Origin of the sequence: uncultured Acetatifactor sp. (assembly GCF_948601915.1) — a bacterium.
In the GTDB taxonomy this organism is placed as follows: Bacteria; Bacillota; Clostridia; order Lachnospirales; family Lachnospiraceae; genus Acetatifactor.
In genome coordinates, this window is record NZ_CAPDXS010000059.1 from 1 (window position 1) to 22,305 (window position 22,305).

Sequence of the window (22,305 nt, forward strand, 5' to 3'; positions counted from 1 at the left end):
GTTTTGGTAAGCAGCCCCTTTACCTCATAGGCCGTCTGGAAACATTCTTCATCCTGGATAGGGGCCAGGTACATTTCATATTCCACATCCGGGAAAATCTCCGCTTCCATCTTTCCGGCCAGGTCCTCCCGTTCTTCATCATCCGCCACGGTATATAATTCCAGGTCAAAATCCCTGGCCTTTAAATTGTTTAGGTTGTCCGCTCCCCTGCCCGTATCATGCGGAAGCATATAAACCATATAGGGAAGCGGCGGCACCGGGTCATCAACGGTTCCCTCAAATTGGTTCTTCGCAAGCGGTATTCCGTGTTTTACAGAAAATGCCTTTGCCCTCTGTACAAGTTCTTCAACCCCCACGCTATCCCCTCACTTTCTGCGTTATCTTCTGTACGGCCAATTCCCCCAGGGTATCATTTACGGGGCCGATATGTTCAAACGCCCTTACCCTGCCGCCGTTCCTTGCCTGGTGCCCTTTTTCCAGTAAATGGGTCAGTTGGTAATTTTTCTTGTTATACACGGAATATCCGTTCAATCCAGTAATGGCGGATGCCCTGCTGCCCCTTACGTCATGCGTCCAGTCCTTGGTATATTTCCCGGTTCTCTCCGTGTACGGTCCGCCCTGCTTCAACGCCTTTTCCGCTGCGGCGGCGGTTTCTTTCAAGCCCTCATTTACGGCTTGTTTCAACTCCCCGTTTGTCCATTCCTCCAACTGTGACATTATGGCATCCCCCAGGCCGTCAATGGATGTCCTCAATTCTTACCAGCCCTTTCCCCGGCGTAAAGTTCAATCTTCCCGTTGCTTTTGGGGCCGTATGTCCGATAGACAGCCAATGTCCTGCCGTCCACCACTATTTCCGTCTGCCCCTCATATTCAAATCCCCAAACCTCAACCATCATGGATGCCTTGAAACTTTTCTGCCCTGCTGCCGTAAATTCATCACGGCCTACCGGGTGGATTGTCCCATAGGCTTCTTTTTCCAGGTATTCCTTTGGGTTCTTTTTAACCAACAGTTTCACTATTGCTTCGATTGTAGCCACCGCCCTTTATTTTCGTGCAAATCATGTTGTATGATTCCATCAGCTCTTTGTGGTTGTCCGGGTGTCCAAAGTTTGCATCCGCATAGAGTAAAGCGGCTTCCACAATCAACGGGTCCTTTATGTCCTCCGGCCCTAAGTATGACGGATGCACCCCTATCCGCTTTAGGTCTGCAAGGGCAACCTCTACCAGTTGCCCCACGTCTATGTCCAGGGTGTCAGTTGACATTTTGCGAATCCGCAATTTTGCCCTGGAAATCAGTTCTTCCTTTGTCATGCCCTGCCGCCTTTCCTGCTTCCTACTTTGCCGCTGCCGGATTCTTTACACGGATGAACCCATTCTTGGCAACCACGTTTCCGCCCATGAACACATCCGCACGGTAGGCAACCTGGCCCTGCTTGAATTTGTAATGCTCGGATTTCCTTGCATCAATATCACTGAAAATTGCCACTTCATAATTGCTTAACGGGCCGTATGCCATGGCATATGCCCCGGCGGTTCCTCCAACCTCTCCGCAAGCGGAATTTATGATAAAAGGCACTTCATCAATGGTTCCCGTGTTGCCATGGTTCTTGATTGTGTACACCTTGCGGCCCTGCTTGTCACGCAACTTTGCGAACTTTTTAAGGTCCTTTTTGTTGAGGATAAGCACGGCAACGTCCTCCACATCTTCATCACCGCCATAGGAATAAATGATTTCATCCAGGGTCCCGTCATCAATGGCCGTAATCGTGGTGATGTCCGTGGACGGGTCAATGACTTGTTCCTTTTCCTCTGTGGGATTGAAAAAGATTCCACGGAACTTTCCAGTTCCGCCCGGCCCCACTAAAATCTGTCTGGAAGCGTAACGCTTGATTGCGCGGGTCACGCTGTCCTCCACCACGGCATCATAATCCGCATCCGGCAATTTAATCATTTCTTCCGGCTCTTCGGCATAGGCCGTGATTTTCTCCCGTACAATCTCCGCATAGTTAAATACCGGCTCGGAAGCGTTGTAGTCCGCTCTCTCTGCGGTGCTTCCTGCCCCGTCCCCATAGGAAACCACATAGGGCCGTCTGTAGCTTTCGCCGCCCGGAAGCGGAACGGTATGCACCCGGTCAATGAGGGAAGAAACATTGTTGAACGTGGGGGAAATGTCCGGGCTGTCATGCTGCGGCATCACAATCCCGTTGGCGGTGGAAAGTGCGTTCCTGGGACTTGCCAACGCCTTTGCCTTAAAAGTGACTTTCTTCCCGTCCTTTAAGGACCTGCCGCTCTTTGCCCTGGCCTGGTTCTTCGGCTCCTGACTCCCCTCTCCGGCTCCCGGTTCCTCTGCCCCCTCTTCCGGGTCCGCTGTCCCTGCTGCGGCTGCTGCCGCCATCAATTCTTCCCTTGTCTTGATTTCATCCAGGATTTCACCAATCAGACGCATTTCGTCCATGGCATCCGTCAATTCCTGGCCGGAAAACGCCTGGGCTTTCTTCCCCAGGTCCGCCGCCCGGTTTTTAAGTTCCTTTTTGGAAAGTTTCATCAACTCTTCTCTTGTCATTGCTATGTTCTCCTTTCTTACTCCCTCACCTGGTCATATACTCCATGGCAAGTGAAACAATCTCTTTCCGTCTGTCCTGCTCCCCTGTGTCCTGCTGCCCTGCTGCACTCTCCGGCTTTAAAATCTCCCCCGGCGTATTGTGGCAATACAGTTTCGTGTAATCCTGCACCGCTGCGGCAATGGTGTTTTCCTCCCCCACCTTTACCCGGAAATACTCCGCCGCCTGGGTTCCGTTCAGCCACGTTTCTGCTTCCATCAGCCCTTTCACCGTTTCAATGTCCACGCCATCCGCCAGGTGTTCGGCGTAAATGCTCCAAATGCCGCTTTCCACGGCATCCAGGGTTTCCGCCATCTTCCTAAGTTCCGTGGCGTTCCCCTCGCACCCTGCCCATGGCTTGTGAATCATCAGATAAGCGTTTGACGGTATGGTGGGCATATCGCTGTCCGCAAAGGCAATGACGGAAGCAATGGACCCGGCCAGGGCATCCACATGGACGGTTTTCTTTCCCTGGTATCTTTTCAGCATATTGTAAATGGCAATCCCGGCGAATACGGAACCGCCGCCGGAATTGATGTATATGTTCAAATCCTTTCCCCCGGCTTCCGCAAGGAAATTCTTGATTGCTTCCGGGTACTGGTCCTCTTCCTGCCACGCTCCCCACCAGTCTGAAACAATATCCCCGTAAAAATACAGGTCCACGGTGGTTTCCGTTGCGTTCTTGAACTCATAGAACCGTTCCACGGTTGCGTGTGCCCCGTCCCGGCACGCCATAAATTTTTTCTTTATGCCCGGCATCCTCCTAACCCCCTTTCATGGCCGTAAAATAAGCACGGGCCGCCGCTTCCATTGCCCGGCGTTGTCTGTCCTGCTGCCCCGGCGGCAGTTCCCCATCTCCGCCCTGCTGCCCGTCCTTTCCCACCTGGTAAAGGCTCTGGTCCCCGGCTTTTACATAGTTCAGCGAAACCATACGCACGTCCCCGTCCTCCGTTGGCGGATAATACATAAGTGCCCGGTATTCGTTTATTGTCATGGCTCCACGGTCAAACATATTTCCGCCTATTGTGTCCCTGGTCTGCAATGTCGCATACTGCAAAAGGTTGGCGGTAAACTCTATCTTGTTTCCATACCCTATTTCCCGTGGCGTAAGAAGTTTAAATGTGAACTCATAACCCAACTGGATTGCTATTGGCTCAATCACATTTTCATAAAATGAAATCCATTCCTGGTCTGAAAGGGTGGAAGTCAGCACCTTTTCATTCACGCCGTAATAGCGGTATACGTTGTCACGTAAGAAAGTAATCTGTGCGGTAGGCAACGGCGTGGTCTTTGTGCTGATTTCGTGGAACTCATATGTGCTATCCAGTGCCGCAACTCCCCCGGCGTTGGAAGCGTTCATATATGATTCCTGGAACTCCTTGGCCTTTTCCTTTAGTTCCTTATCATCTGCAAGGTTGCTATATTTCAGATACCCGGAAAGGCTATTGGAACGGTTTACAATGTTCTTAATCATTTCCCCGGATGTTTCCACAAGGTCCAGGCTCCGTTTTAACTCAATATCCGGGGACGTTCCCAAGAACCGCTTTTTGTTGTACCTTGCCTTTATGTGGATGACGTTCTGGTAAGGCACCGTGTACGTTTCCCCGTCATAATCCCAACGGAAACGGAATAGGACGTTGTGGCGGTCATCCTCAAAAATGCGGTAACTTTTCGTTGTAATCGGTTGTATGCTCGTTACCCTTGTAAAATCCTCATTGTAGAAAATCACGGAAAAGGAATTGGAAGTATAAACCAAATCGGATGCTATGCGGTAAAGGAAATCATAGGTTGACATTTCCGGGCATGGCCGCAAGGTCAAAATCCTTGCCAGATAGTCATTTTTCACCGTCAGCCCTTTTTCATCCTTTCGGATTACCTGGGGCTGTAGCTTGCCCACGTTCTTTGCTATGGCATCCGCTATGGCTCCCACAATGTCATTATCCCGTAACGTCCCCGTTGGCACATATTCCCCACGGCTCAATAAAAGCGGTCTGTACTTCGCCCTAAAGGCTCCAAACACGTTTGCAATGATTCCCGTACTATTACCCCCTTTCCTCAAAAATAGGCCCATGGAACACGCCCATGGACCCATTGTAAATATATTCGTGTTGAAATTCTGACCCACTTTAAAATCCTGCTGCCGGATGCCGCCTTATGCCGCTTCGTTCAGCAGCTTCTTTCCAATCTCGCTATGGTATTTTGAAACCATTGTCATTGCATCAAATACAGAAACCGCCCCGTCTATCCTTAACCGCTTTTCAATCTTTACGGGCTTCATGCGGCTGTCATTCATATTGATTTCCACGGCCACGTTCAAAAGGTGGGATGCCAAAAGGGTATTGTCCCCCAGGTTATACTTTCCGTCTTTTAAATCCCCCTCGAATTGGTGTAGGATAGGCGTTAGGTTGGTGCCCTGGTAAACGTCATCCGTCTGGAACCCGGCCATTTTAAGTTCGTCTATCAAATACCCTGCCATGTATCGGTCATAGCCTATTTTCAGAGGACGGATTTTATAAACCTTTACCAGTTCTATGAACCATTTGTAAACGTCCTTGTAATCCACCTGGTTTTCCCCGGATATTTCCAGGAACCCCCGTTCCCGGTGCAGATTATAGGGCACGTTATCTTCATTCACGGCCACTTCATACCGTTTCTTGGGCATATAGAATTTTGTTATGACGTTCCATTTCCCGTTCTTCCAGATAACGATTGATGCCGCCGTAAGGTCCGTTGTACGTGAAAGGTCTATGCCGCCCACGCAATAACAGCCCCGGAACTGCTCCAAAGTAAGGTGTATGTCCTCGTTTACGGCTTTCATCACGTCCCAATAGTCAAGCCATGCCACACTGGAATTTTGCTTGATATTACAGTATTTTGTAAGGAACTCCACTTTCTTTGAAAGGGATGCCCTTGCAATTTCTATCTGCTCAATATAAAATTCCTCTGTCACGGAAACGCCCAGGTTTGGATTGCTCTTTTTCAGTTCTTCCAGGCTGTCCCATTTCTCTATATTGTCAATCATGTAAAGGAAAGGCAGAATCCGGCTTTCCTTGGAATTGCCCTTTAAGAATGACGTTGCACGCCGCATCAGTTCGTCATATACCCCGTCATTTATGTACCCTGCCGTTGATATGGACAATATAAGCGGCTGCTTCCTTGCCCCCAGGGCGGAAGTCATTACTTCATACTGTTTCAAGCCCTGGTCCCCTGGCCATGCTTCCATTTCATCATTGACAACCATCTGCGGATTAAAACCGTCTGATTTTTTGGAATTAAAGGCAATCTTTTTGATGCTTGTGTTAAATTCCTTGATATAAATATCACTCCGGCGTTTCTTCGTGATGCTCTCCATTTCTTTATCCGCCTGGACAATCTGGTAAAACGCATCATACACAAGGTCCGCCTGGTCCAGTTTAGGGGCTAGGAAATAAACCTTTGCCCCATACTCCCCGTCTATGTATGCCATATATGCCGCTATTGCGGCGGCAAACAATGTTTTCCCGTTCTTACGGGCAACAACAACGAAAACTTCCCTAAACTGCCTATACCCGGTCTTTTTATCCATAATGCCGAATATGGCGCTTACAATGGCTTTCTGCCACAATTCTAATTTCAGTAAATCGTTCCGGCCCTCGGAATGGTGGCAAAACTCTTCTATGAAACCTATTGCATTTCCTGCCTTTTCTCCGTCAAAATCCCACTTGCCATTTTTAAGGCCATCCACAAGGATTTTGTAAATGGTCCTTATCCACTCGCCTACCGTTACGGTGCCGTTTTGTATGGCATCCCAATACTGAAAGATATAATTATTTTCCATTCCTCAACGCCGCCAATCTGCTTATGTTCTTTTTCTCCTTTGGCGGCAGATATTCAATAAGCGTGTGGATTATGGCCGTATACTGGCGTGAATATTTTTCATAAATTGTGGCAGACGGGTGGGCCTTTACAAACTTCTGGGAAGCGTTCACCGTTTCCGTTGTAAGCCCCTCTTTTTTCAGTTCTTCCTTGGCCTGGAAGCACGCCACTTTCAGAAATGCCGCTTCCTCTATCAGCGAATTTACCAGGTTTTTCTTGTCCTCGTCATCTATCCCGTCAAACATTGGCTTTAAAAAATCTATCTCTTTTTTTATCCGGGCCGGTGTGATTTTGTTTACTCTTCTCTTAGGTTTCGTGTCGGATTTCTCTTTATTTTCATCCAGTTTTTCCGCCTTTTTTGGCGTGTCGGTTTTCTTCGACTTACTTAAAGAAGATTTTTTCTTTTCCTCCATGTTTATCCCCCCTCATATGCGTGCGACCCTGCGGAGTTTTTTTGAGGTATCTCCCTCGGTTCTTCCGGCCCCTCCAAAATTCTGCCCACCGGGGGGCGTACCCTCTCCTTTTCTCCTGGCGGCGGCAGCAGGTTCCCGTTTCCGTCAAATCGGTAACGTGCGGCGTGCTTCGCCTTATGCTCCTTGTTGTGGCAATCCTCACAAACCAATTCCAGATTGTCCAGGGCAAGCGTTATCCTGGCATCATGGATATTGCCAGGCGTTATATATTTCTTGTGGTGGACAATCACGCCGGGAACGAAACGCCCGGCGACTCTGCACCGCTCGCACAATCCGTTTGCACGCTTGATTGCTGTCTGCCTTGCTTTCTTCCAGGCATCCGACTGATAGAAACTCTTTGCATATTCTTTCAACTGCTGCCACCATCCTTTCTCTGTACATGATTAAGGGCCTACAGATATTCCCATCCATAAGCCCATGTTAATATAAATCATCCCTATATTCTGACCCGTTTACTGTATGCCCTGCTGCCGCCTGGCTACTTTGTGATTTCCTGGGTAAACTTTGTAATGTTCGGGACAAACTGAAATGTCCATGCTTCATCCCGGATAGATATAATGTTCCCATCCTCATTGATTGCCAGGACTTCAATAAACCTGGGCTTTACAATCGTGTCCCTATTACTGTAATCCATATCATCCGGCATCCGCACTTCCATTAGTGCTATGGCGTTTAATACCATTCCCCCATGTATTACTTTGAATCTGCTTAAATCAATTCCCATCTTCCATTCCTTTCCCACCCGGCAACATATCCATTGCCTGGGCAATCCGTGTTATAAATTCCGTCCGATACTCATAGAACTGGCGGCGGCCACACAAGGCATCCGCTATGTATTCATAGGGCGTATTATATACAATGCTCTCATAAATCCTTTTCTGCATCTGCCGCCTGGCCTGGATGCTCTCAATATTCTGGCAAGAAGAACACAAGGCATCTTCCACAACGGCGGCGGCCATAATGTCAAAGGCACTGGCCTTTCCGGCTTTTATTCTCTTTTTCCGCTTTTCGTTGCCTTGTATGATACTTCTGGCTACTGCCTTAATATCGGCATCCATCCTTTCCAACCTCTGCCCCCCCTATTCCTCATAGGTCTTTTTCTGTACTTCGGAACGCTCCACCTTTATGCTTTCCTTTGCCATCTTGGAAACCCTTGCCTTTATGCCCTGCCCTACTTCAATCGTGATGCCTTTCATGGCCTTTTCCTCTATGGCATCCACGGCCCGGAACATGATATTTACAACGCTCTGGTCAATGGGCTTTTCCGCCGTGCTACTGAATAGTTCTTCGATACGGCTCTTTGCTTTCTGCACCCGTTCCTTGCTTTCGGCATACTTCTTGGCTTCCTCACACTGGCACCTACACGTTACCGCTTCGTTCACTTCATCCTGGCCCCATCCCATCATTGTATGGACAACGCCGCCCTGGCCGCAAAAGCGGCAATATCCCGTCTGGCTCTCCACGCCCTCCGGCATTTCCCGGCCCTCTTCCTGCTCCATTTCCCTTAAATCCTCTTCTGGTATCGCATGGCCGCCGTCTGTCTTTTTTCTCATGCCTTATCCTCCCCTTTCTTTGCCTGGTTATAGGCATCCATGGCAACGGTAAGCACCGCCGCCGACTGCTCCACGCTCAACTGTGTGCCCGTCACCAGAAATGCCAGGTTCTTGTTTATGGTTTCCAACGTATCTTCCAACGTCATGTTCTTTAGCGGCTTCCCGGCGGAAAGGTCTGCAATGGTCTTTATTATCGGCACCTTGAAATATTCGTCTACTGCTGCCATGTTGGCGTTTATGGTGCTTTCCGCCCGTGTCGGCGTGTGCCTTTCACACTTGCGGCAATGCTCCCGGCAGAACATACGCCCCATTGGAACGCCGTCACACTTCCCGTCAATCCACGGGGCGTTCAGACACTTGGCAAGCGGCATCTTTCCGGGTTCCTGCAAATAATCCAGGATTTCCGCCTTTGCTTCCTCCGCCCCATGGCATACCGCTGTCTTATAGCCCTGCTGCCGCAATCCGGCCATAAATGCTTCCTGCTCCGGCGTTGCTTTGTTCCGGCCATACTTCATTTCCAGATAAAGGCCGTGGAAATTATGGCTTGCCACGGGCAGACACACATCCGGCACGCCGCTTTTCAGCCCCATGGCCTTTAATACCGCCCCGTTTGTCCTCTTCCCCTCGTTTGGGACGTGGTACATAAGGGAAAGGCACGGCAAGACGTGTGTATTGTTCCCGGCCCACACGAAAAGGGCCATCTGCTCCGTGGTTTCCCCTTTCTTCATGTTCTGCATCCTCATTTTCCAAACCTCCTATTCTTCCTCAATGGCATATTCCCGTTTACGCCGCTTGCAATCCTCTAACATCCTTTCCAGGATGCCCGTTTCCTCTTCATTCAGCCAGGTATAATATTTTTCAATCATCTTTACGGCATGAAGTTTCCGGGCGTTTTCCTTTTCCTCTTTGGTTGTGTCGGTATCTGACACATTGGCTTCCCTGGTTTCCTCTTCCTTGGTCTTGCGGTGTTTTTTCTCTTCGGCCATGGCCTTTATTTCCTCCGCACCCATGCCGCCTTTGTCCTCGGAAGCCTTTGCAATCTCTTTTTGGGTCCCCTCGTCTGCCCTGGATGCTTCCATGGCCGCCGTGATGCCCATATTGCCTTTCTGGAACTGTTCTTTCACTTCCGGCGTGGCGTTCTGGTCTATGGTGTTAAGGGTCCTTATCTTCGGCACGCTCTCCCCCATCACCGCCGCCACATAATCCCGGACCCTCTCCCCTGCTTCCAGGACAAGCAAGCCCTCTTTCCGTGCCTGGGTCAATACCTCTTTCCAGTCCGCCGCCTGGGTCATAAGGTCATAATCCGACATTTTGCGGTTGAACGTATTGCCGATTAAAAGCGCAATCCGAAATTCTATTTCCGTCATATCCTTGTAGCGGCAAGGGACGGTTTCAAACTCTTCTTTCCCCTCTGCCACAAGGATTTTTATACCGCCCAGGCGGCGGTGGCCGGAAACAAGCCAGTATTCCCCATTTACACGCCCCAATACAAGGGGCTGCTGCAACCCGTCCATTTCAATTCCCGTGGCTATTTCCTGCAATTCGTCCATGCTGTATTTATTATGCGCCGTCACAACAATGTCCCGGTAGTCCAGGTTGATTTCCCGGTAATCCTTGTTTTCCCCTGCTTCCGCCCTGGTTGCGGCGTTCACGACATCCAGAATATTAAATCCCATCCCTTAACCCCTTTCCCCTGCTGCCAGGTTCCCAAATTTCTGCACATACTCCGCCACAAAGGCTTTATAATCCTGGGCGGCTCCGCTGCGTACACTGTAGCGTGTCGGTGTCTGGTGGTAGAACGTGGCATCCTTGGCCTTTGTGGAATGTCTGATTTTCTGTGAGAAAACAGGGCATCCGCTCTTTGCCCTCAACCAACTTTCCGCCGCTTCGCTTGTGTCCGACTTCTCATAGTCCGTGATAAGCACCCCGGCAATCCTGGCCTTTCGGTTCAACGCCTTAACCTGGTTTATCTGCTCCACCAGTTCTTCCAGGCCGTCCAACGAATAGGCATCCAGGCACACGGGAATGATGATTTCATGGGTTGCCACCATGGCGTTTATGACGTTCATCCCCAGGTCCGGCGGATTGTCTATGATGCAATAGTCATATTCCCCGGCAACTTCCCCCAGGGCGGTTTTATAACGGTCATGCTGTGCATGGTCCTGGTCTGCCTTTACGGCAAGTTCCGCCAACTCCATGAAATAGTTGCAAGGTATTACATCCAGTTTTTCATCCGCCGCAATCCCGGAAACCCTCCGAATACTGTTTTCTCCCATATGGCCGGTCCGCATAATCCGGCACGCTTCCGCCTCCTGGTCCCGGTTGTATACCTCAAACATACGTGAAGCGTTCCCCTGCTTGTCATTGTCAAACAACAATACCCTGCTGCTAGGCCGCTTTCTTTTCTTGTCCCCCTCTGCCAACAGTTCCGCCATGGAAACGGCTGTGGTGGTCTTGGCACACCCACCCTTTAAATTGATGACTGAAACAATCTTCATTTCTTGTTAGGCTCCTTTCGCTTAATCTTCACCATACGGGCGTATATGTAGAACGCCGCATTGATTCCGTTGTACTTAACCTCTGCATCCAGAAATTCAAATCCAGGGTATGCTTTTTCCATCTGGCTTTTCAGTTCTTCATGGTCCCTTGCCATCCGCTCCACATTGCCCTTTTTAAACTTTGAATAGCTTCTTGTCGGCTTGTCCGGCTTTTTAAGGTTCTTTGACGGGCACCATCTTTTTGTCCCGTGTGGGTTCTGTGATATGTATGTGGCAAGCCCGGTTATAAGGAAATCGTCATCCGGCTTTATCCTCCTGGTGTTCGGTCTGTCACATTTCCCCCATAGTTCTTCCAGTTCGTCCCGGTCCATCCCGTCCCCGGATAACAGAATATGGAAGTGTGGGCGTTTGTACCCGTCAAAGGCAAGGATATAAATATATTTTGCATTGTCCAACCCGTCTTTTTTCCGGCGGCGGTTTATCCGCTTTATGAAATTGGTTATATCTTTCCTGGCCCTCTCTTCATCACCAGGCAGACAACCATCATTCCATCCAAATGTGGCCCAAATATCGCCCTTGCCGAAATTGATATTTGCCAGGCGTATCAGATAACGTCTTGCGTTCTTATCGTTTAGGTTCCGCTGTGACGGCCTGGTTTCCCTCTTCTTTGCCGTTACTGGCATATCCTTTTTATCCTTAAAGGCCGGGTATACCTGGCTTTCCAGTAATACGGTTCCGTTCTGGATGTTCTCCGCCTTGGTGGTGGTAGTCCGATAAAGGCACCCCACCTTTCCATCCTTTAACAGCTTTTCCAACTCCCACTCTTCCAGGGTGTCACACTGCTTTTGGTATGCTTCCTCATAATCGTAATCATCATACAGTTTTTTCATGTTCCCCACCTTTATATGTCAAGCCCCTACCCTCTTTCCTGCTCCTGGGCATCACTTCCCTTTTCCTCCCCTCCCTCCCCTCTTCTTATCACCATCACCCACCTATGCCTTTATATCTTTCTATAAATCCCCAGGGTGTCCGATATGCTAATACCCATTACAAGGACGGGCAAGGGGCACCGCCCATTTAAAAAAATCAGTCCAGAAATTCGTCAAACGCTTTCTTTATCAGTGCAAAACCGAACAAGGCCAGGCCGGATATAATCAGCATTGCCGCCGCTACTGCCGCCATAATTATATAAAACTCCATGTTTTCCGCCTTTCTTTCTATATATGGAAGAAAACTCTTTCTTTCCTCCATATCTTGTGCTATACTGTCCTTGTTAAGTTCCAACCCGGTTGCTTTTGGTGTTCCCCACCTTGCAACCGGGTTTCGCTTTCCCCGTTCATGCTTCCGGCAACTCTCCGAACATACTTTCGTATGTTTCCGTTGCGTAACGCATCAAAAGGGCTTTTGCTTCCTCTTCCTCTATCGCTTCACCATACGTCCTTTGGAAATCTTCCTCATGGGTCAACAGCCAGTTCCCTTTTTCAGATTTCCATAACTCGCAATCATACGTTTTTCCTGCTTCTTTTCCCTGGAATACCGCACGCATTAAAGGGCTGTCATTTTTATACCATTTCCTTACTGCTGCCACCCGTTCCATCTTGTCCGTGTCATACTTCATTCCGCCAATCACAAACCGCATCCGGCGCCCCATGTTAAGTCCCTCACTTTCCGCCCTACTGCTGCAACTTATATTCTTCCACTATGTCCACAACCTGGTCCATGATGCTTTCCAGGGTTTCAATGGTCATGGCCTTATCGTCTATGTAGAAATCCGCATAGACTTTTCTTGTGTCATTCCCCCATCTGTCCATCTGCTCCGGCAATGGCTCATTCACCGCATCAAAGACAATGCCCTGCTCTGTACACCATTCCACGGCATCTTTTAAATCCTTTCCGGCCCTGCTTGTCCAGAGGATAATTTTATGGCCGTTGGCTTTCAGCATCTTCACCGCCGCCACAACCTTTGCCTTTGGCTCCACGATTTCCGGGAACCTAGTAACGGCCAGTGTATTGTCAAAATCAACTGCATAAATCGCCATAGTCTTTTCCCTCGCTTTCTGCCTGGCTGTCTGCATCCGCCTGGCTCATTTCATATTTCAACAGCATGGCCGCCACTTTTACCATTTCACAAGCGGCATCCACGGCCTGGCGGTATATCGCCATTGGCTTTGCATCTTCCACCAGGAAACAAGCTATCTTTTTCCCTCTTACTCCATCCCACAACACGGCAAGGGAAGATTCCACGTTTTCCATGGCTTCCTTTGCTTCCTCCAATTCTTCCAGGGTCACGGCGTAACCCTCATGGCGGCTATTGAATAAAGGGAACTTTTCGTTTGCCCGGTTCAGTTCTGCCTGGGCGGCGGCTTCAACCTCTGTCCTTAACTCATTCATTGCCATGGCTTCCATCCTCCTTTTCCCCGTCCGGGTCCTGGTCCTGCTGCCCGGTTCCGTCTATCGCTTCATAATGACTTCCATCCTCGCACGTTTCACAACTCCATGTTTCCGTCCTTTTCTTTTCCCCGGCGGCTTCCCTGGCCTTTAACTTTTCCGCATTGTCCAGAATGATTTCATTAAGCCGTTCCCGTTCTGCCAGTTCCACGATACTTTTTAAGGTTTCCACGCCCTTTTCCAACCGCTCTTCATCTGGCAGCATACGCAAGAAACGCCTGGCGGATGTAATCATGCTCTCAATCTCATAGTCCGGGTGTGGTTCCACTTCCGGCAGAATCTCCGGGGCTTCCATCTTCCCGGTAAGCATTTCCCGGACGTACTCATGGGGCACGTTGCACCTGGCCGCATTTTCCATTAACTCCGCCTTTGCCGCTTCCCTCATAAGTTTGTAAAATTCCGTGTACTTCATGTCCACTGTTCCGTCACTTGTGAATCCATCTAATAATCCCATGCCCTTTTCCTCTCTTTCTATCTGTGAATCCTGGATGCAAAACAATATAAAGGTTCTGCATCAATTTCCATTTCTTCCCGGTTCTTATAAATCATCAAAGAGAACCACTCTTCCCCCTCTTCATCCGTGAAACGGTGGGCGAACTTCTCAAACCCAAAACGGGAATTTATCCTTGCCCCCTCCACCACGTTTGACAGCTTTGCAATCTCACGGCTGCCCAACGCCACACCCTCTATGTGGTACTGCTGCCACTTTCGGAATGTCTCTTTCAGATATTCCAGAAAATCCGGCTCCACCACGCCATTGATAGGCGTATAGCTTTTATACTTTGCTTCCGCCGCCCTTAATCTGTCCATCCTCTTTTCCTCGCTTTCCCGGCCCTCTGGCCGTTTATCCAGGCACGCCGCCGCATAACCTTTTTTATCCTGGCAATCTTTTCCTTGAACTCCGTCCAGTCGGTTATTTCCACCTTTACTTTCATTTCCGCCATCTTCCATTCCTCCTAAATGATGATTTTGTAATATAGGGTCATCTGCAAATCAGAAAAACGGAAATCCGGCGTTTTCTCCGGCTCCATTGGCGGCATCAGTCCCCGGTCTTTCCATTCCTTATGCCGGATTTCTGGGGATGCCCTAAACCGTTTCACCTGGGCATCCAGAACGGCATCCGCTACGGGGTCATGTGTCAGCAATGCCTTATACCCTTTGTATATGGTTTCCTGCCCTGCTTCGCTTTCCGCATCCCGTACAATCATCAGATTGTCCGAATTATGTATAATTTCTAAAAAGTCCCGTACTGTCATAACCGCCGCCTTACTTATGCAAATAAATACACATATGGACAAATACATAAATCATAGCCACGCCTAGTATGCCAAAGAATATACGGCTGCCTTTTGGGCTTTTGTTTGCCCCCAATGAATATATGATTGCTGTCCCGGCAAGCGCAATGTAAAGAACCGCGCCCAAAACCACTATCACGGTTTTCATTCCTATAACCATTACATTTTCCATATTTCCTTTTCCTCTCTTTCTGCTCTGATTATGCCGATAAATACACGCTCTGCACACGGAACCGCAATACTGTTTCCCAGGGCCATGTAACGGGCATTATCTGACATTTCCCTGCCGGATGCCCCGTACCTTGTCCAGTAATCCGGGAACCCGTCCAGGCGTTCACATTCAAGCGGCGTAAGGCGGCGGACCCGGTACTTTACCGCTGCGGCAATCCGCTCAATTATCACGGCAAGGGTTTCGCTTCCTCCCCCTGCTGCCCCACGGCTCTTTTTTATGGTCCCCACGCCCTCCTTGAACTCTGCATAACCGCTTTGTGTGTAGGCTACGGCGTGCCGGTCCGTGCTTGTGAGTGTCGGGGCAACGTCCTGGTTTATCCCTAATTGGTTTCCGCCGTTCTTTTCATCCCTGCCTATGACGTTTCCAGCTATGGTATAGACTGGAAGCAGATAAAGGCCAGTTCTCCCACCGCCGCCCCCATCCGTTCCCATAAGGGTTGCGCTCTTCTTGGAATTTATATAAATCCTATCCGCCGTCCTGCCGAAATCCAGTTTCATTTGTCCGCCTGGTTCCTCTGCCAGTCCTCCGCTATCCTCTCCAATAGGGCTATCTTTAGGATTGTCGGAACTTCCTTTTCCCTCTTCTCGGCCCGTGACAGAATACCCCAACACGCTTTCGCACTCAAAAAGTATTTGTCCGGCACGTCCATTTCTAAAATCTGTGACAAGGTAGATTCTTTTTCTACGTTGGGGAACTCCCCAAAACTGTGCGTCAAGCTGCCGCCATGCGACTGTCCGCAAATCCCCCCCCTGGTCCCTCAATTCCAACCAATCCGGCGGATGCCCATTTCCCACTTGTAGGCATTGGAATACTGGCTTCTGTGATTTCTTCCAGGACCCGGCGGAAATCCTCTCCCTTATTGCTTGAAAAAGCCCCGGCCACATTTTCCCATATGATATACTTTGGATATTCTCCATCTGTCTTTTCCCTCATTTCCCGTATAATCCGCACGGCTTCCATGAATAGGCCGGAACGGGAACCGTCAAGCCCCGTCTGCTTCCCGGCCACGCTTAAATCCTGGCAAGGGCTTCCGAAACTGATAATATCCACCACGGGGATTTCTCCGCCTTTTATCCCGGTAATGTCCCCCAGGTTCACGGCATCCGGGAAATGCCGCCCTGCTATGTCTATACAGTTCGGCTCTATCTCGCTTGTCCATACAGTCTTGATGCCGTGCCGCCCTGCTGCCATGGGAAACCCGGCTATCCCATCAAAAAGACTCCCCAATGTCAACCCGGCGTTCATTTCAACGCCCCCGGCCTGGACGGTTCGTAGACAATCATCACCGTGTAAGAAGTCCTATGGTCTGCAATCTCCTTTCCACGGATGACGGGCAAGGTTTCCGTTCCATGCTCAATTCCCATTATCTCCGCCCCGTCTGCTTCCAGGGCGGCCAGGTTTTCATTTACCTTTGTTTCAAGGTCTTTCAAATCGGTGTCCCTTTTTAACATGATTTTCATGCCTAAATCCTCGCTTTCTGTTATTTGCTTATAGATGTAAGCGGCTATTTCCTGCCCTCTTTCTTTTTCTTTGGGCACCACGCCGGGGATGTTTTTATGGGAACTTCTCTCGAATACGGTTTGCCATATCCTAGAAATCCCGGCATTTTCTGTATTCTATGTTCATTGAAATAATTCAAAATATATTTCTGGTTTGGATGTTCACATGAAAAACTCGCTCTTGTATTGCCTACTTTTCTAAAATCTTTGCAATACTCACAATCTTTACATCTGATTTTATCCGCCACGTTTACCGCTCCTTTCTGGTTTTCGCATACCGCAAGCGGCCATCCGTCCGTATCACGCCCTACGGCTTTATAGGATGACAGCTTGCAATATACCGGGTGTTATCGTACAACCTTTTAAACGCCGGATAACTTCACCGGGGCGTGGCATGGTTTTCTAGTTCCCGGCCTACCTGGGAAGAATAGGCGTGTACACTTCCCTGGTAGGTACTTTTTGCACCAGTGCAACCCATCAACAGTTTGTAGGGGCTTTGGACCCTCACGCCGCCCATGGTCAGCATGGCCGTTTTAGTTGCCGGGCGGTATGGATGCCGCCCTGGGTGGTGCTATACATCTTCTTTATCCTGCTGCCTTGCTTTCTTCATTAAGTACCGCTCTTTATCATTTCTGGTAAAGAAAACGGGACGTGTGGTGATTCCGGCGGCATCCAGTTTTTTCTTTATCTCTTTTAATTCCTCCCGGTAAATGCGTTCTGCATTGCAAGGCGGCCTTTTCGTATAGTCCAACGGCTCCCCTGGTACAATCAAATCCCTTAACACCTGGGCCGTTGTCTGTCCATATCTCCTAAACCTCCCGTAAATCAGATAATGCTTTTGCCAGGTAAACAGCTTAAAGCCCAATGCATCTTCTATCCTTTCTATGCACTTTTCCACTTCCGGGTCCCCAACTGCCGGGGCATAAATCCAATCCATATTCTTGTCCATGTTAAGTTCCTCGCTTTCTGCATCACCATTCATAATTGTAATCATCTAAAGACATTTGCCCCTCTATGTTCTTTTCTTCCATCCACCATTCAAAGACTTCATGCTCATTTTTCCATCTTGTCTTTCTTCCAGTTTTCCATATCTCTATCAGCATCCTTTTAAAGGCATTTATATATAACTGCCGATACTTCGGAAAATGGGAAAACTGAAAATACCGTTGTTTATCCGCCATTGGGCAGCCGATACACCCAACCCTCGAAAAACCACATCTATATAAAGGATTAGTTTCTATATGCTCCGCATTTATATAGTCCCATAATTCCTTATTGGTCCAATCCACGATTGGATTGCATACGCTTTTCGCTTTTAACTGGCACCTTTCAAACATCAGCCGTTTTTTTGTATTGTCATTCATCAGCATGGTCTCGCCTGGCTCTTCATCAAATAGGGATATCTGTGTATTTTCCTCTGGTTCGTCCTCATATATGTCACTTCTCTGTAAAACCAATTTATCTTTCTTTTTTCTAGCGATTACTTCCAGGGGGCCACGTTCCTTTCGTGCATTGCTTTCATCCCATCTTACCCCCGTTGAAATCATCCTGTTTTCACAAGCTGTTTCTTTCAGATAGGAACAACAGTATCTTGCCGTCCTGGTAGGCGGCATCTTCTCAAACGGTATAAGCTGCCACATTGACATCACGGGGCGTTGAATCGTGCATTTAATCCCTTTTTCTTCCAACCGTCTGAATTTATCCCGAATATGATAAACTGTTTGTGGTGCATCCGCCGTGGTATGGCTATTGTGTACCTCAAATTCAACCCCAGAACGCAAAAACAATTCCAGTAAAACATCACTATCCTTTCCGCCGGAATATGTACAAACAATAGGCTTTTCATAATACCTTATAGACATATTGGAAGCCATCTTGATTAGTTCTATTGCGTTGTGTTCCTTATCCATCCTTTTTACCTCTCCCCCACTACTTTGCAATAATCCACGGAAGAAAAGTTTGTTTCTTCTGCCGCCTTTTCTTCCGCTTCCTCTTCGCTTTCAGCGAAAATATAAAGCGTTTCACTGCTTACCACTTCAACTTCATATTCTTTCATGTTAAGTTCCTCGCTTCCTGCCCTGCTGCCGCCTGGCCTATAATGCTTTCTGTGCTACCTCTGCCCGGTAAGGCTCTCCACCACGTTTCAATTCATTGTAGATAGTTGCCCTATGCACTCCCACTTCATCCGCAATAGCAGAAACCTTTACCCCTGCTGCGTGCATCCTCTCAATGGTCTGGCGGTCCGTGAAGTTCAGCCGTCTATTTCCTTTCCTCATGCCCCTTTATCTCCTTTCTGCTTTTGGTGAAATAAAAAAAGAGTGCCCACAAGAGTTTTTTAATTCTCTTGTAGCACTCTCTTATTTTCTGTTAAAAATAAGATGCTTTAGAGTATATTTCCCTTGTCGCATCTTATTTTACAATGAACCAATTTTTTTCATTTTTCATTTTTTCAATCTGGGATTATTCGAAGTCTTCCTGCTCTCTGCTCTCCCGTCTCTTGCAATTGCGCCCCGTATGGTATATGATGGAAAAAACGCAAAATGCCGCACACGGCAGAAAAGAGGAGCCTATGGACAGACAGAACCTCACCCTGATGACAGACCTGTACGAGCTCACCATGATGCAGGGATATTTCATGCACAAGGACCTGAACGAGACCGTGATCTTCGACGCCTTCTACCGTAGGAACCCCTGCGACGGCGGCTACGCCATCTCCGCCGGCCTGGAGCAGGTCATCCAGTACATCAAGGAACTGCATTTCGACCAGGAGGACATCGACTATCTGGCCTCCCTGGGCATGTTCCGGGCGGACTTTCTCGAGTACCTGAAGACCTTCCGGTTCTCCGGCGATATCTATGCCATTCCAGAGGGCACCGTCATGTTCCCCAGGGAGCCTGTGATCAAGGTCATCGCCCCCATCATGGAGGCCCAGCTGGTGGAGACCGCCATCCTGAACATCATCAACCATCAGAGCCTGATCGCCACCAAGGCGGCCCGGGTCTGCTATGCCGCCAGAGGGGACGGCATCATGGAATTCGGCCTGCGCAGGGCCCAGGGGCCGGACGCGGGCACCTACGGGGCCAGGGCAGCTGTCATCGGCGGCTGCATCGGCACCAGCAACGTGCTCTGCGGGCAGCTCTTCGGCGTGCCGGTGAAGGGCACCCATGCCCATAGCTGGATCATGAGCTTTCCGGACGAGTACACCGCCTTCAAGACCTACGCGGACATGTACCCTGACGCCTGCATCCTGCTGGTGGATACCTACGATACCCTGAAATCCGGGGTGCCCAACGCCATCCGGGTCTTCACGGAAATGCGGGAGGCGGGCGTCCCCCTGACCTTCTACGGCATCCGCCTGGACAGCGGCGACCTGGCCTATCTCTCCAAGCAGGCGAGAAAGATGCTGGACGCGGCAGGCTTCCCGGACGCGGTGATCTCCGCCTCCAACGACCTGGACGAGCACCTGATCGACAGCCTGAAGGTCCAGGGCGCAGCCATCACCTCCTGGGGCGTGGGCACCAACCTGATCACCTCCAAGGACAATCCCTCCTTCGGCGGCGTGTACAAGCTGGCGGCCATCCGGGATGAAAAGGGGGATTTCATCCCCAAGATCAAGCTCTCCGAGAACAGCGAGAAAGTCACGAATCCCGGGAACAAGAAGATATACCGAATCTATGAGAAAGAGAACGGCAAGATAAAGGCCGACCTGATCTGCCTGGCGGAGGAGGAATACCGGGAGGAGGATGACCTGGTGCTCTTCGACTCCCTGGAGCCCTGGAAGAAGACGAAGCTCAAGGCCGGCACTTACAGCCTGCGCCCGCTGATGGAGCAGATCTTCCAAAACGGCCAGTGCCGCTATACCTCCCCCAGCGTCATGGACATCAGGGCCTATTGCCAGAGGGAGCTGGACACCCTGTGGGAGGAGACGAAGCGCCTGGTGAATCCCCACGAGGTGTATGTAGACCTGTCCCAGAAGCTGTATGATACGAAGATCCGGCTGCTGGAGGAGATGAGCGCGGACTGAAAGCCTACCCGCCCAAGGAAAGGGAAGCCATCGATCTATGAATTCAGGGAACGAGAACAAAAGACACAACTTCATGCCGGATGCCGTCTTTTACCTGCTGGTCTTCGCGGCAATCACCTGCTTTGCCATGGTGCAGTCCTATGGAGATCCCCCGGACGAAGTCAACCGCTTCAAGGTGGTGAGCTTTATCTGCAGACACGGCCGTCTTCCCCATGGGGCCGACCCGGAGGTGCTGCTGGACGGCTTCGGCGCTTCCTACGCGTTCCAGCCCATGCTGACCTATATCATACAGGGCTTTCTGCTGCGGTTCCTGAAGCTGTTCACCGCAGACAGCCAGGTGCTGCTGGTGGCGGCCAGGATGGTGAACGTGCTCTTCGGCGTGCTGATGGCCTATTTCGTGCGGCAGACGGCCAGGCTTTTGTGGGAGAACACATATCTGCAGTGGACTTTCACCGTCATGACCGTGTTCCTGCCCCAGAATATCTTCCTCCACTCCTATGTCAATACGGATTCCATGGCCATGCTGGCGGTGTCCGTGATCTGCTACGGGCTGCTGCGGGCCCGGAGGAGCGACTATGACAGGAAGGACTGCGTCCTACTGGCCGCGGGCATCATCCTCTGCGCCATGTCCTATTACAATGCCTACGGCATCATCCTGGCGGCGATGGTGGTCTTTGCCCTGCGGTATGTGCACATCGGGGGGCAGAACGGCGGGGCGGAAAGTGCGGGGGCGATGCCCGGCGGCGGGCCCGGGGCGAAAAAGGCGGCGGGAAGCGCCATACCCGGAACACAAAAGGCGGCGGGAAACGGCATACCCGGAACACAAAAGGCTATGGGAAGCGCCATACCCTCCTCAGACGGGACAGGGCCAGCAAGGACGGGCCTGTGGGTGGAGTGGCGGCCTCTGCTGCGCAAGGGGACCTTCATCTCCGCCATAGTGCTCCTGGGCATCGGCTGGTGGTTCCTGCGCAATGGCCTGTTGTACGGCGGCGACATCATCGCCATGGACGCAAGGCGGGAATGCGCCGTCCGGACGGCGGCGGAAGCCTTCAATCCCCTGACCCGGTTCACCTATCAGAGGGCCGGCATTCCCCTGGCAGACATGCTGTTCGAGACGGATTATATCCCCCTGGTGCTGGACAGCTTCATCGCCATGTTCGGTGCCATGGACCTGCCCACCCACGGGCTGATCTACCTGGGCTACCGTTATTTCTGGCTGGCGGCATGTGCGGCGGCCCTGTTGGTCCCCAGGCGCCTGTGGAACCGAACCGGCAGCGGCTCCTGGCGCAACCAAGGCAGCCTGCCGGAAAACGGCCGGAAGCAAAGGCTCCTGTTCAACGGCGGCATGGCACTGTTCTGCCTGATCACCGTCTGCCTCAGCATTTATTATTCCTACACATGGGATTTCCAGCCCCAGGGCAGATATATCCTGCCGGTGCTGATCCCCTTCATGTGCGTGGTGACCCTGGGCGTGCAGAAGCTGTGCGGCCTGCTGGAAAGCGGCCTGGGGCGGCCTTCACCCCTTCCGGGCGGAAAAAACAGCGCCCGGGAAAATCGCCGGACGGGCGGAAGTCCCGCGGACGGACGGGAACCGGCTCCCCGGCCTGTCGGGATGAGGCAGCGCATGAATCGGGCAAAAATCGGTACGATTCTGGGAAAGCTGCTCTGCATCGGCATCATGGCCTATGTGCTGGCAGCCTTCGCCTACAGCCTCTTCGGCTGCGTCCTGCCCCATTACGGCCAGAACCCCAGCCTCTTCACCTTGTTCGAGTTGAGCCTGTGACGGATTCCCGTCCTGCCCCGCGCCCATTACCGACAGTTTTTGTCG

Annotated in this window: 35 protein-coding genes; 2 read left to right on the top strand and 33 right to left on the bottom strand. The window is 50.6% G+C overall.

Translation table 11 applies throughout. From position 1 onward, the window contains the following. The 33 genes from Q2B33_RS11650 to Q2B33_RS11810 all read right to left on the bottom strand — a co-directional run. A partial coding sequence (locus Q2B33_RS11650) for a hypothetical protein (protein ID WP_300914012.1) occupies positions 1-239 on the bottom strand: 239 nt, incomplete at its 3' end. 118 nt (positions 240-357) lie between these two features. Next, positions 358-753 (bottom strand): hypothetical protein, encoded by a 396-nt coding sequence (locus Q2B33_RS11655; protein ID WP_300914014.1) that lies wholly within the window; start codon positions 751-753, stop codon positions 358-360. Next, entirely contained in the window at positions 750-1,007 is a 258-nt protein-coding gene (locus tag Q2B33_RS11660) for a hypothetical protein (protein ID WP_172530988.1), read from the bottom strand. The genes Q2B33_RS11655 and Q2B33_RS11660 overlap by 4 nt, the downstream gene beginning before the upstream one ends. Continuing rightward, complete coding sequence (locus tag Q2B33_RS11665) at positions 1,000-1,311, bottom strand: hypothetical protein (protein WP_172530985.1); 312 nt, start codon at positions 1,309-1,311, stop codon at positions 1,000-1,002. Before Q2B33_RS11665 ends, Q2B33_RS11660 begins: the two co-directional genes overlap by 8 nt. A gap of 22 nt (positions 1,312-1,333) precedes the next feature. Continuing rightward, a complete protein-coding gene (locus tag Q2B33_RS11670) occupies positions 1,334-2,563 on the bottom strand; it encodes a phage major capsid protein (RefSeq protein ID WP_300914016.1) in 1,230 nt (409 codons plus the stop codon). Between the two features lie 25 nt (positions 2,564-2,588). Beyond that, positions 2,589-3,359 (bottom strand): head maturation protease, ClpP-related, encoded by a 771-nt coding sequence (locus Q2B33_RS11675; protein WP_300914017.1) that lies wholly within the window; start codon positions 3,357-3,359, stop codon positions 2,589-2,591. A 4-nt stretch (positions 3,360-3,363) separates the two neighbouring features. After that, positions 3,364-4,725: a phage portal protein gene (locus Q2B33_RS11680; protein WP_300914019.1), complete on the bottom strand. Its 1,362-nt coding sequence runs from the start codon at positions 4,723-4,725 to the stop codon at positions 3,364-3,366. Positions 4,726-4,752: 27 nt separating this feature from the next. Further along, positions 4,753-6,417 carry a terminase large subunit gene (locus Q2B33_RS11685; RefSeq protein WP_300914021.1) on the bottom strand — a complete coding sequence of 555 codons (1,665 nt, stop codon included), beginning with the start codon at positions 6,415-6,417 and terminating at the stop codon, positions 4,753-4,755. After that, entirely contained in the window at positions 6,407-6,868 is a 462-nt protein-coding gene (locus tag Q2B33_RS11690; protein WP_300914022.1) for a hypothetical protein, read from the bottom strand. Before Q2B33_RS11690 ends, Q2B33_RS11685 begins: the two co-directional genes overlap by 11 nt. A 2-nt stretch (positions 6,869-6,870) precedes the next feature. Continuing rightward, positions 6,871-7,281, bottom strand: coding sequence for an HNH endonuclease signature motif containing protein (locus Q2B33_RS24220; protein ID WP_330691372.1), 411 nt, complete (start codon positions 7,279-7,281; stop codon positions 6,871-6,873). A gap of 125 nt (positions 7,282-7,406) precedes the next feature. Beyond that, on the bottom strand, positions 7,407-7,652 hold the full coding sequence (locus Q2B33_RS11700; RefSeq protein ID WP_300914023.1) for a hypothetical protein: 246 nt from the start codon (positions 7,650-7,652) through the stop codon (positions 7,407-7,409). Continuing rightward, entirely contained in the window at positions 7,642-7,986 is a 345-nt protein-coding gene (locus Q2B33_RS11705) for a hypothetical protein (protein WP_300914046.1), read from the bottom strand. The genes Q2B33_RS11700 and Q2B33_RS11705 overlap by 11 nt, the downstream gene beginning before the upstream one ends. 21 nt (positions 7,987-8,007) lie before the next feature. Continuing rightward, complete coding sequence (locus Q2B33_RS11710) at positions 8,008-8,481, bottom strand: hypothetical protein (protein WP_300914024.1); 474 nt, start codon at positions 8,479-8,481, stop codon at positions 8,008-8,010. Beyond that, positions 8,478-9,224: a VRR-NUC domain-containing protein gene (locus tag Q2B33_RS11715; RefSeq protein ID WP_135990082.1), complete on the bottom strand. Its 747-nt coding sequence runs from the start codon at positions 9,222-9,224 to the stop codon at positions 8,478-8,480. Before Q2B33_RS11715 ends, Q2B33_RS11710 begins: the two co-directional genes overlap by 4 nt. 12 nt (positions 9,225-9,236) lie before the next feature. Then, positions 9,237-10,157, bottom strand: coding sequence for a ParB/RepB/Spo0J family partition protein (locus Q2B33_RS11720; RefSeq protein WP_300914026.1), 921 nt, complete (start codon positions 10,155-10,157; stop codon positions 9,237-9,239). 3 nt (positions 10,158-10,160) lie between these two features. Next, positions 10,161-10,979 (bottom strand): ParA family protein, encoded by an 819-nt coding sequence (locus tag Q2B33_RS11725; RefSeq protein ID WP_300914028.1) that lies wholly within the window; start codon positions 10,977-10,979, stop codon positions 10,161-10,163. Continuing rightward, entirely contained in the window at positions 10,976-11,869 is an 894-nt protein-coding gene (locus Q2B33_RS11730) for a hypothetical protein (protein WP_300914029.1), read from the bottom strand. Before Q2B33_RS11730 ends, Q2B33_RS11725 begins: the two co-directional genes overlap by 4 nt. A gap of 196 nt (positions 11,870-12,065) precedes the next feature. Next, positions 12,066-12,263 (bottom strand): hypothetical protein, encoded by a 198-nt coding sequence (locus Q2B33_RS11735; RefSeq protein ID WP_300914031.1) that lies wholly within the window; start codon positions 12,261-12,263, stop codon positions 12,066-12,068. A gap of 52 nt (positions 12,264-12,315) precedes the next feature. Then, entirely contained in the window at positions 12,316-12,618 is a 303-nt protein-coding gene (locus tag Q2B33_RS11740; RefSeq protein ID WP_300914033.1) for a hypothetical protein, read from the bottom strand. Positions 12,619-12,652: 34 nt separating this feature from the next. After that, complete coding sequence (locus tag Q2B33_RS11745; RefSeq protein ID WP_300914035.1) at positions 12,653-13,018, bottom strand: hypothetical protein; 366 nt, start codon at positions 13,016-13,018, stop codon at positions 12,653-12,655. Then, entirely contained in the window at positions 12,999-13,385 is a 387-nt protein-coding gene (locus Q2B33_RS11750) for a hypothetical protein (protein ID WP_300914037.1), read from the bottom strand. The genes Q2B33_RS11745 and Q2B33_RS11750 overlap by 20 nt, the downstream gene beginning before the upstream one ends. Further along, positions 13,363-13,881, bottom strand: a complete 519-nt coding sequence (locus Q2B33_RS11755; RefSeq protein ID WP_300914038.1) for a hypothetical protein — start codon at positions 13,879-13,881, stop codon at positions 13,363-13,365. The genes Q2B33_RS11750 and Q2B33_RS11755 overlap by 23 nt, the downstream gene beginning before the upstream one ends. 17 nt (positions 13,882-13,898) lie before the next feature. Further along, entirely contained in the window at positions 13,899-14,237 is a 339-nt protein-coding gene (locus Q2B33_RS11760) for a hypothetical protein (protein ID WP_300914039.1), read from the bottom strand. Next, the gene (locus Q2B33_RS11765) at positions 14,225-14,371 is read right to left on the bottom strand and encodes a hypothetical protein (RefSeq protein ID WP_300914041.1); all 147 of its coding nucleotides are present in this window, start codon (positions 14,369-14,371) and stop codon (positions 14,225-14,227) included. Before Q2B33_RS11765 ends, Q2B33_RS11760 begins: the two co-directional genes overlap by 13 nt. A gap of 322 nt (positions 14,372-14,693) precedes the next feature. Beyond that, positions 14,694-14,894, bottom strand: coding sequence for a hypothetical protein (locus Q2B33_RS11770; protein ID WP_300823025.1), 201 nt, complete (start codon positions 14,892-14,894; stop codon positions 14,694-14,696). After that, positions 14,882-15,748, bottom strand: coding sequence for a DNA cytosine methyltransferase (locus tag Q2B33_RS11775; RefSeq protein WP_300823026.1), 867 nt, complete (start codon positions 15,746-15,748; stop codon positions 14,882-14,884). The genes Q2B33_RS11770 and Q2B33_RS11775 overlap by 13 nt, the downstream gene beginning before the upstream one ends. Next, on the bottom strand, positions 15,666-16,199 hold the full coding sequence (locus Q2B33_RS11780; RefSeq protein ID WP_300823028.1) for a DNA cytosine methyltransferase: 534 nt from the start codon (positions 16,197-16,199) through the stop codon (positions 15,666-15,668). Before Q2B33_RS11780 ends, Q2B33_RS11775 begins: the two co-directional genes overlap by 83 nt. Continuing rightward, entirely contained in the window at positions 16,196-16,492 is a 297-nt protein-coding gene (locus Q2B33_RS11785) for a hypothetical protein (protein ID WP_300914042.1), read from the bottom strand. The genes Q2B33_RS11780 and Q2B33_RS11785 overlap by 4 nt, the downstream gene beginning before the upstream one ends. Then, positions 16,459-16,701 (bottom strand): hypothetical protein, encoded by a 243-nt coding sequence (locus Q2B33_RS11790; protein ID WP_300823032.1) that lies wholly within the window; start codon positions 16,699-16,701, stop codon positions 16,459-16,461. Before Q2B33_RS11790 ends, Q2B33_RS11785 begins: the two co-directional genes overlap by 34 nt. A gap of 323 nt (positions 16,702-17,024) precedes the next feature. Then, the gene (locus Q2B33_RS11795; RefSeq protein WP_300815685.1) at positions 17,025-17,447 is read right to left on the bottom strand and encodes a hypothetical protein; all 423 of its coding nucleotides are present in this window, start codon (positions 17,445-17,447) and stop codon (positions 17,025-17,027) included. Continuing rightward, positions 17,425-18,363, bottom strand: a complete 939-nt coding sequence (locus Q2B33_RS11800; RefSeq protein WP_300815683.1) for a phosphoadenosine phosphosulfate reductase family protein — start codon at positions 18,361-18,363, stop codon at positions 17,425-17,427. Before Q2B33_RS11800 ends, Q2B33_RS11795 begins: the two co-directional genes overlap by 23 nt. Before the next feature lie 5 nt (positions 18,364-18,368). After that, positions 18,369-18,509 carry a hypothetical protein gene (locus Q2B33_RS11805; RefSeq protein ID WP_300815682.1) on the bottom strand — a complete coding sequence of 47 codons (141 nt, stop codon included), beginning with the start codon at positions 18,507-18,509 and terminating at the stop codon, positions 18,369-18,371. A gap of 37 nt (positions 18,510-18,546) precedes the next feature. Then, complete coding sequence (locus tag Q2B33_RS11810; RefSeq protein WP_135990067.1) at positions 18,547-18,729, bottom strand: helix-turn-helix domain-containing protein; 183 nt, start codon at positions 18,727-18,729, stop codon at positions 18,547-18,549. Between the two features lie 293 nt (positions 18,730-19,022). On the opposite strand from Q2B33_RS11810, the gene Q2B33_RS11815 reads away from it, so the two are divergent. Then, on the top strand, positions 19,023-20,477 hold the full coding sequence (locus Q2B33_RS11815) for a nicotinate phosphoribosyltransferase (protein WP_300785435.1): 1,455 nt from the start codon (positions 19,023-19,025) through the stop codon (positions 20,475-20,477). Between the two features lie 37 nt (positions 20,478-20,514). After that, the gene (locus tag Q2B33_RS11820; protein WP_300785436.1) at positions 20,515-22,260 is read left to right on the top strand and encodes a DUF2142 domain-containing protein; all 1,746 of its coding nucleotides are present in this window, start codon (positions 20,515-20,517) and stop codon (positions 22,258-22,260) included. The last annotated feature ends 45 nt before the right edge of the window (positions 22,261-22,305 follow it).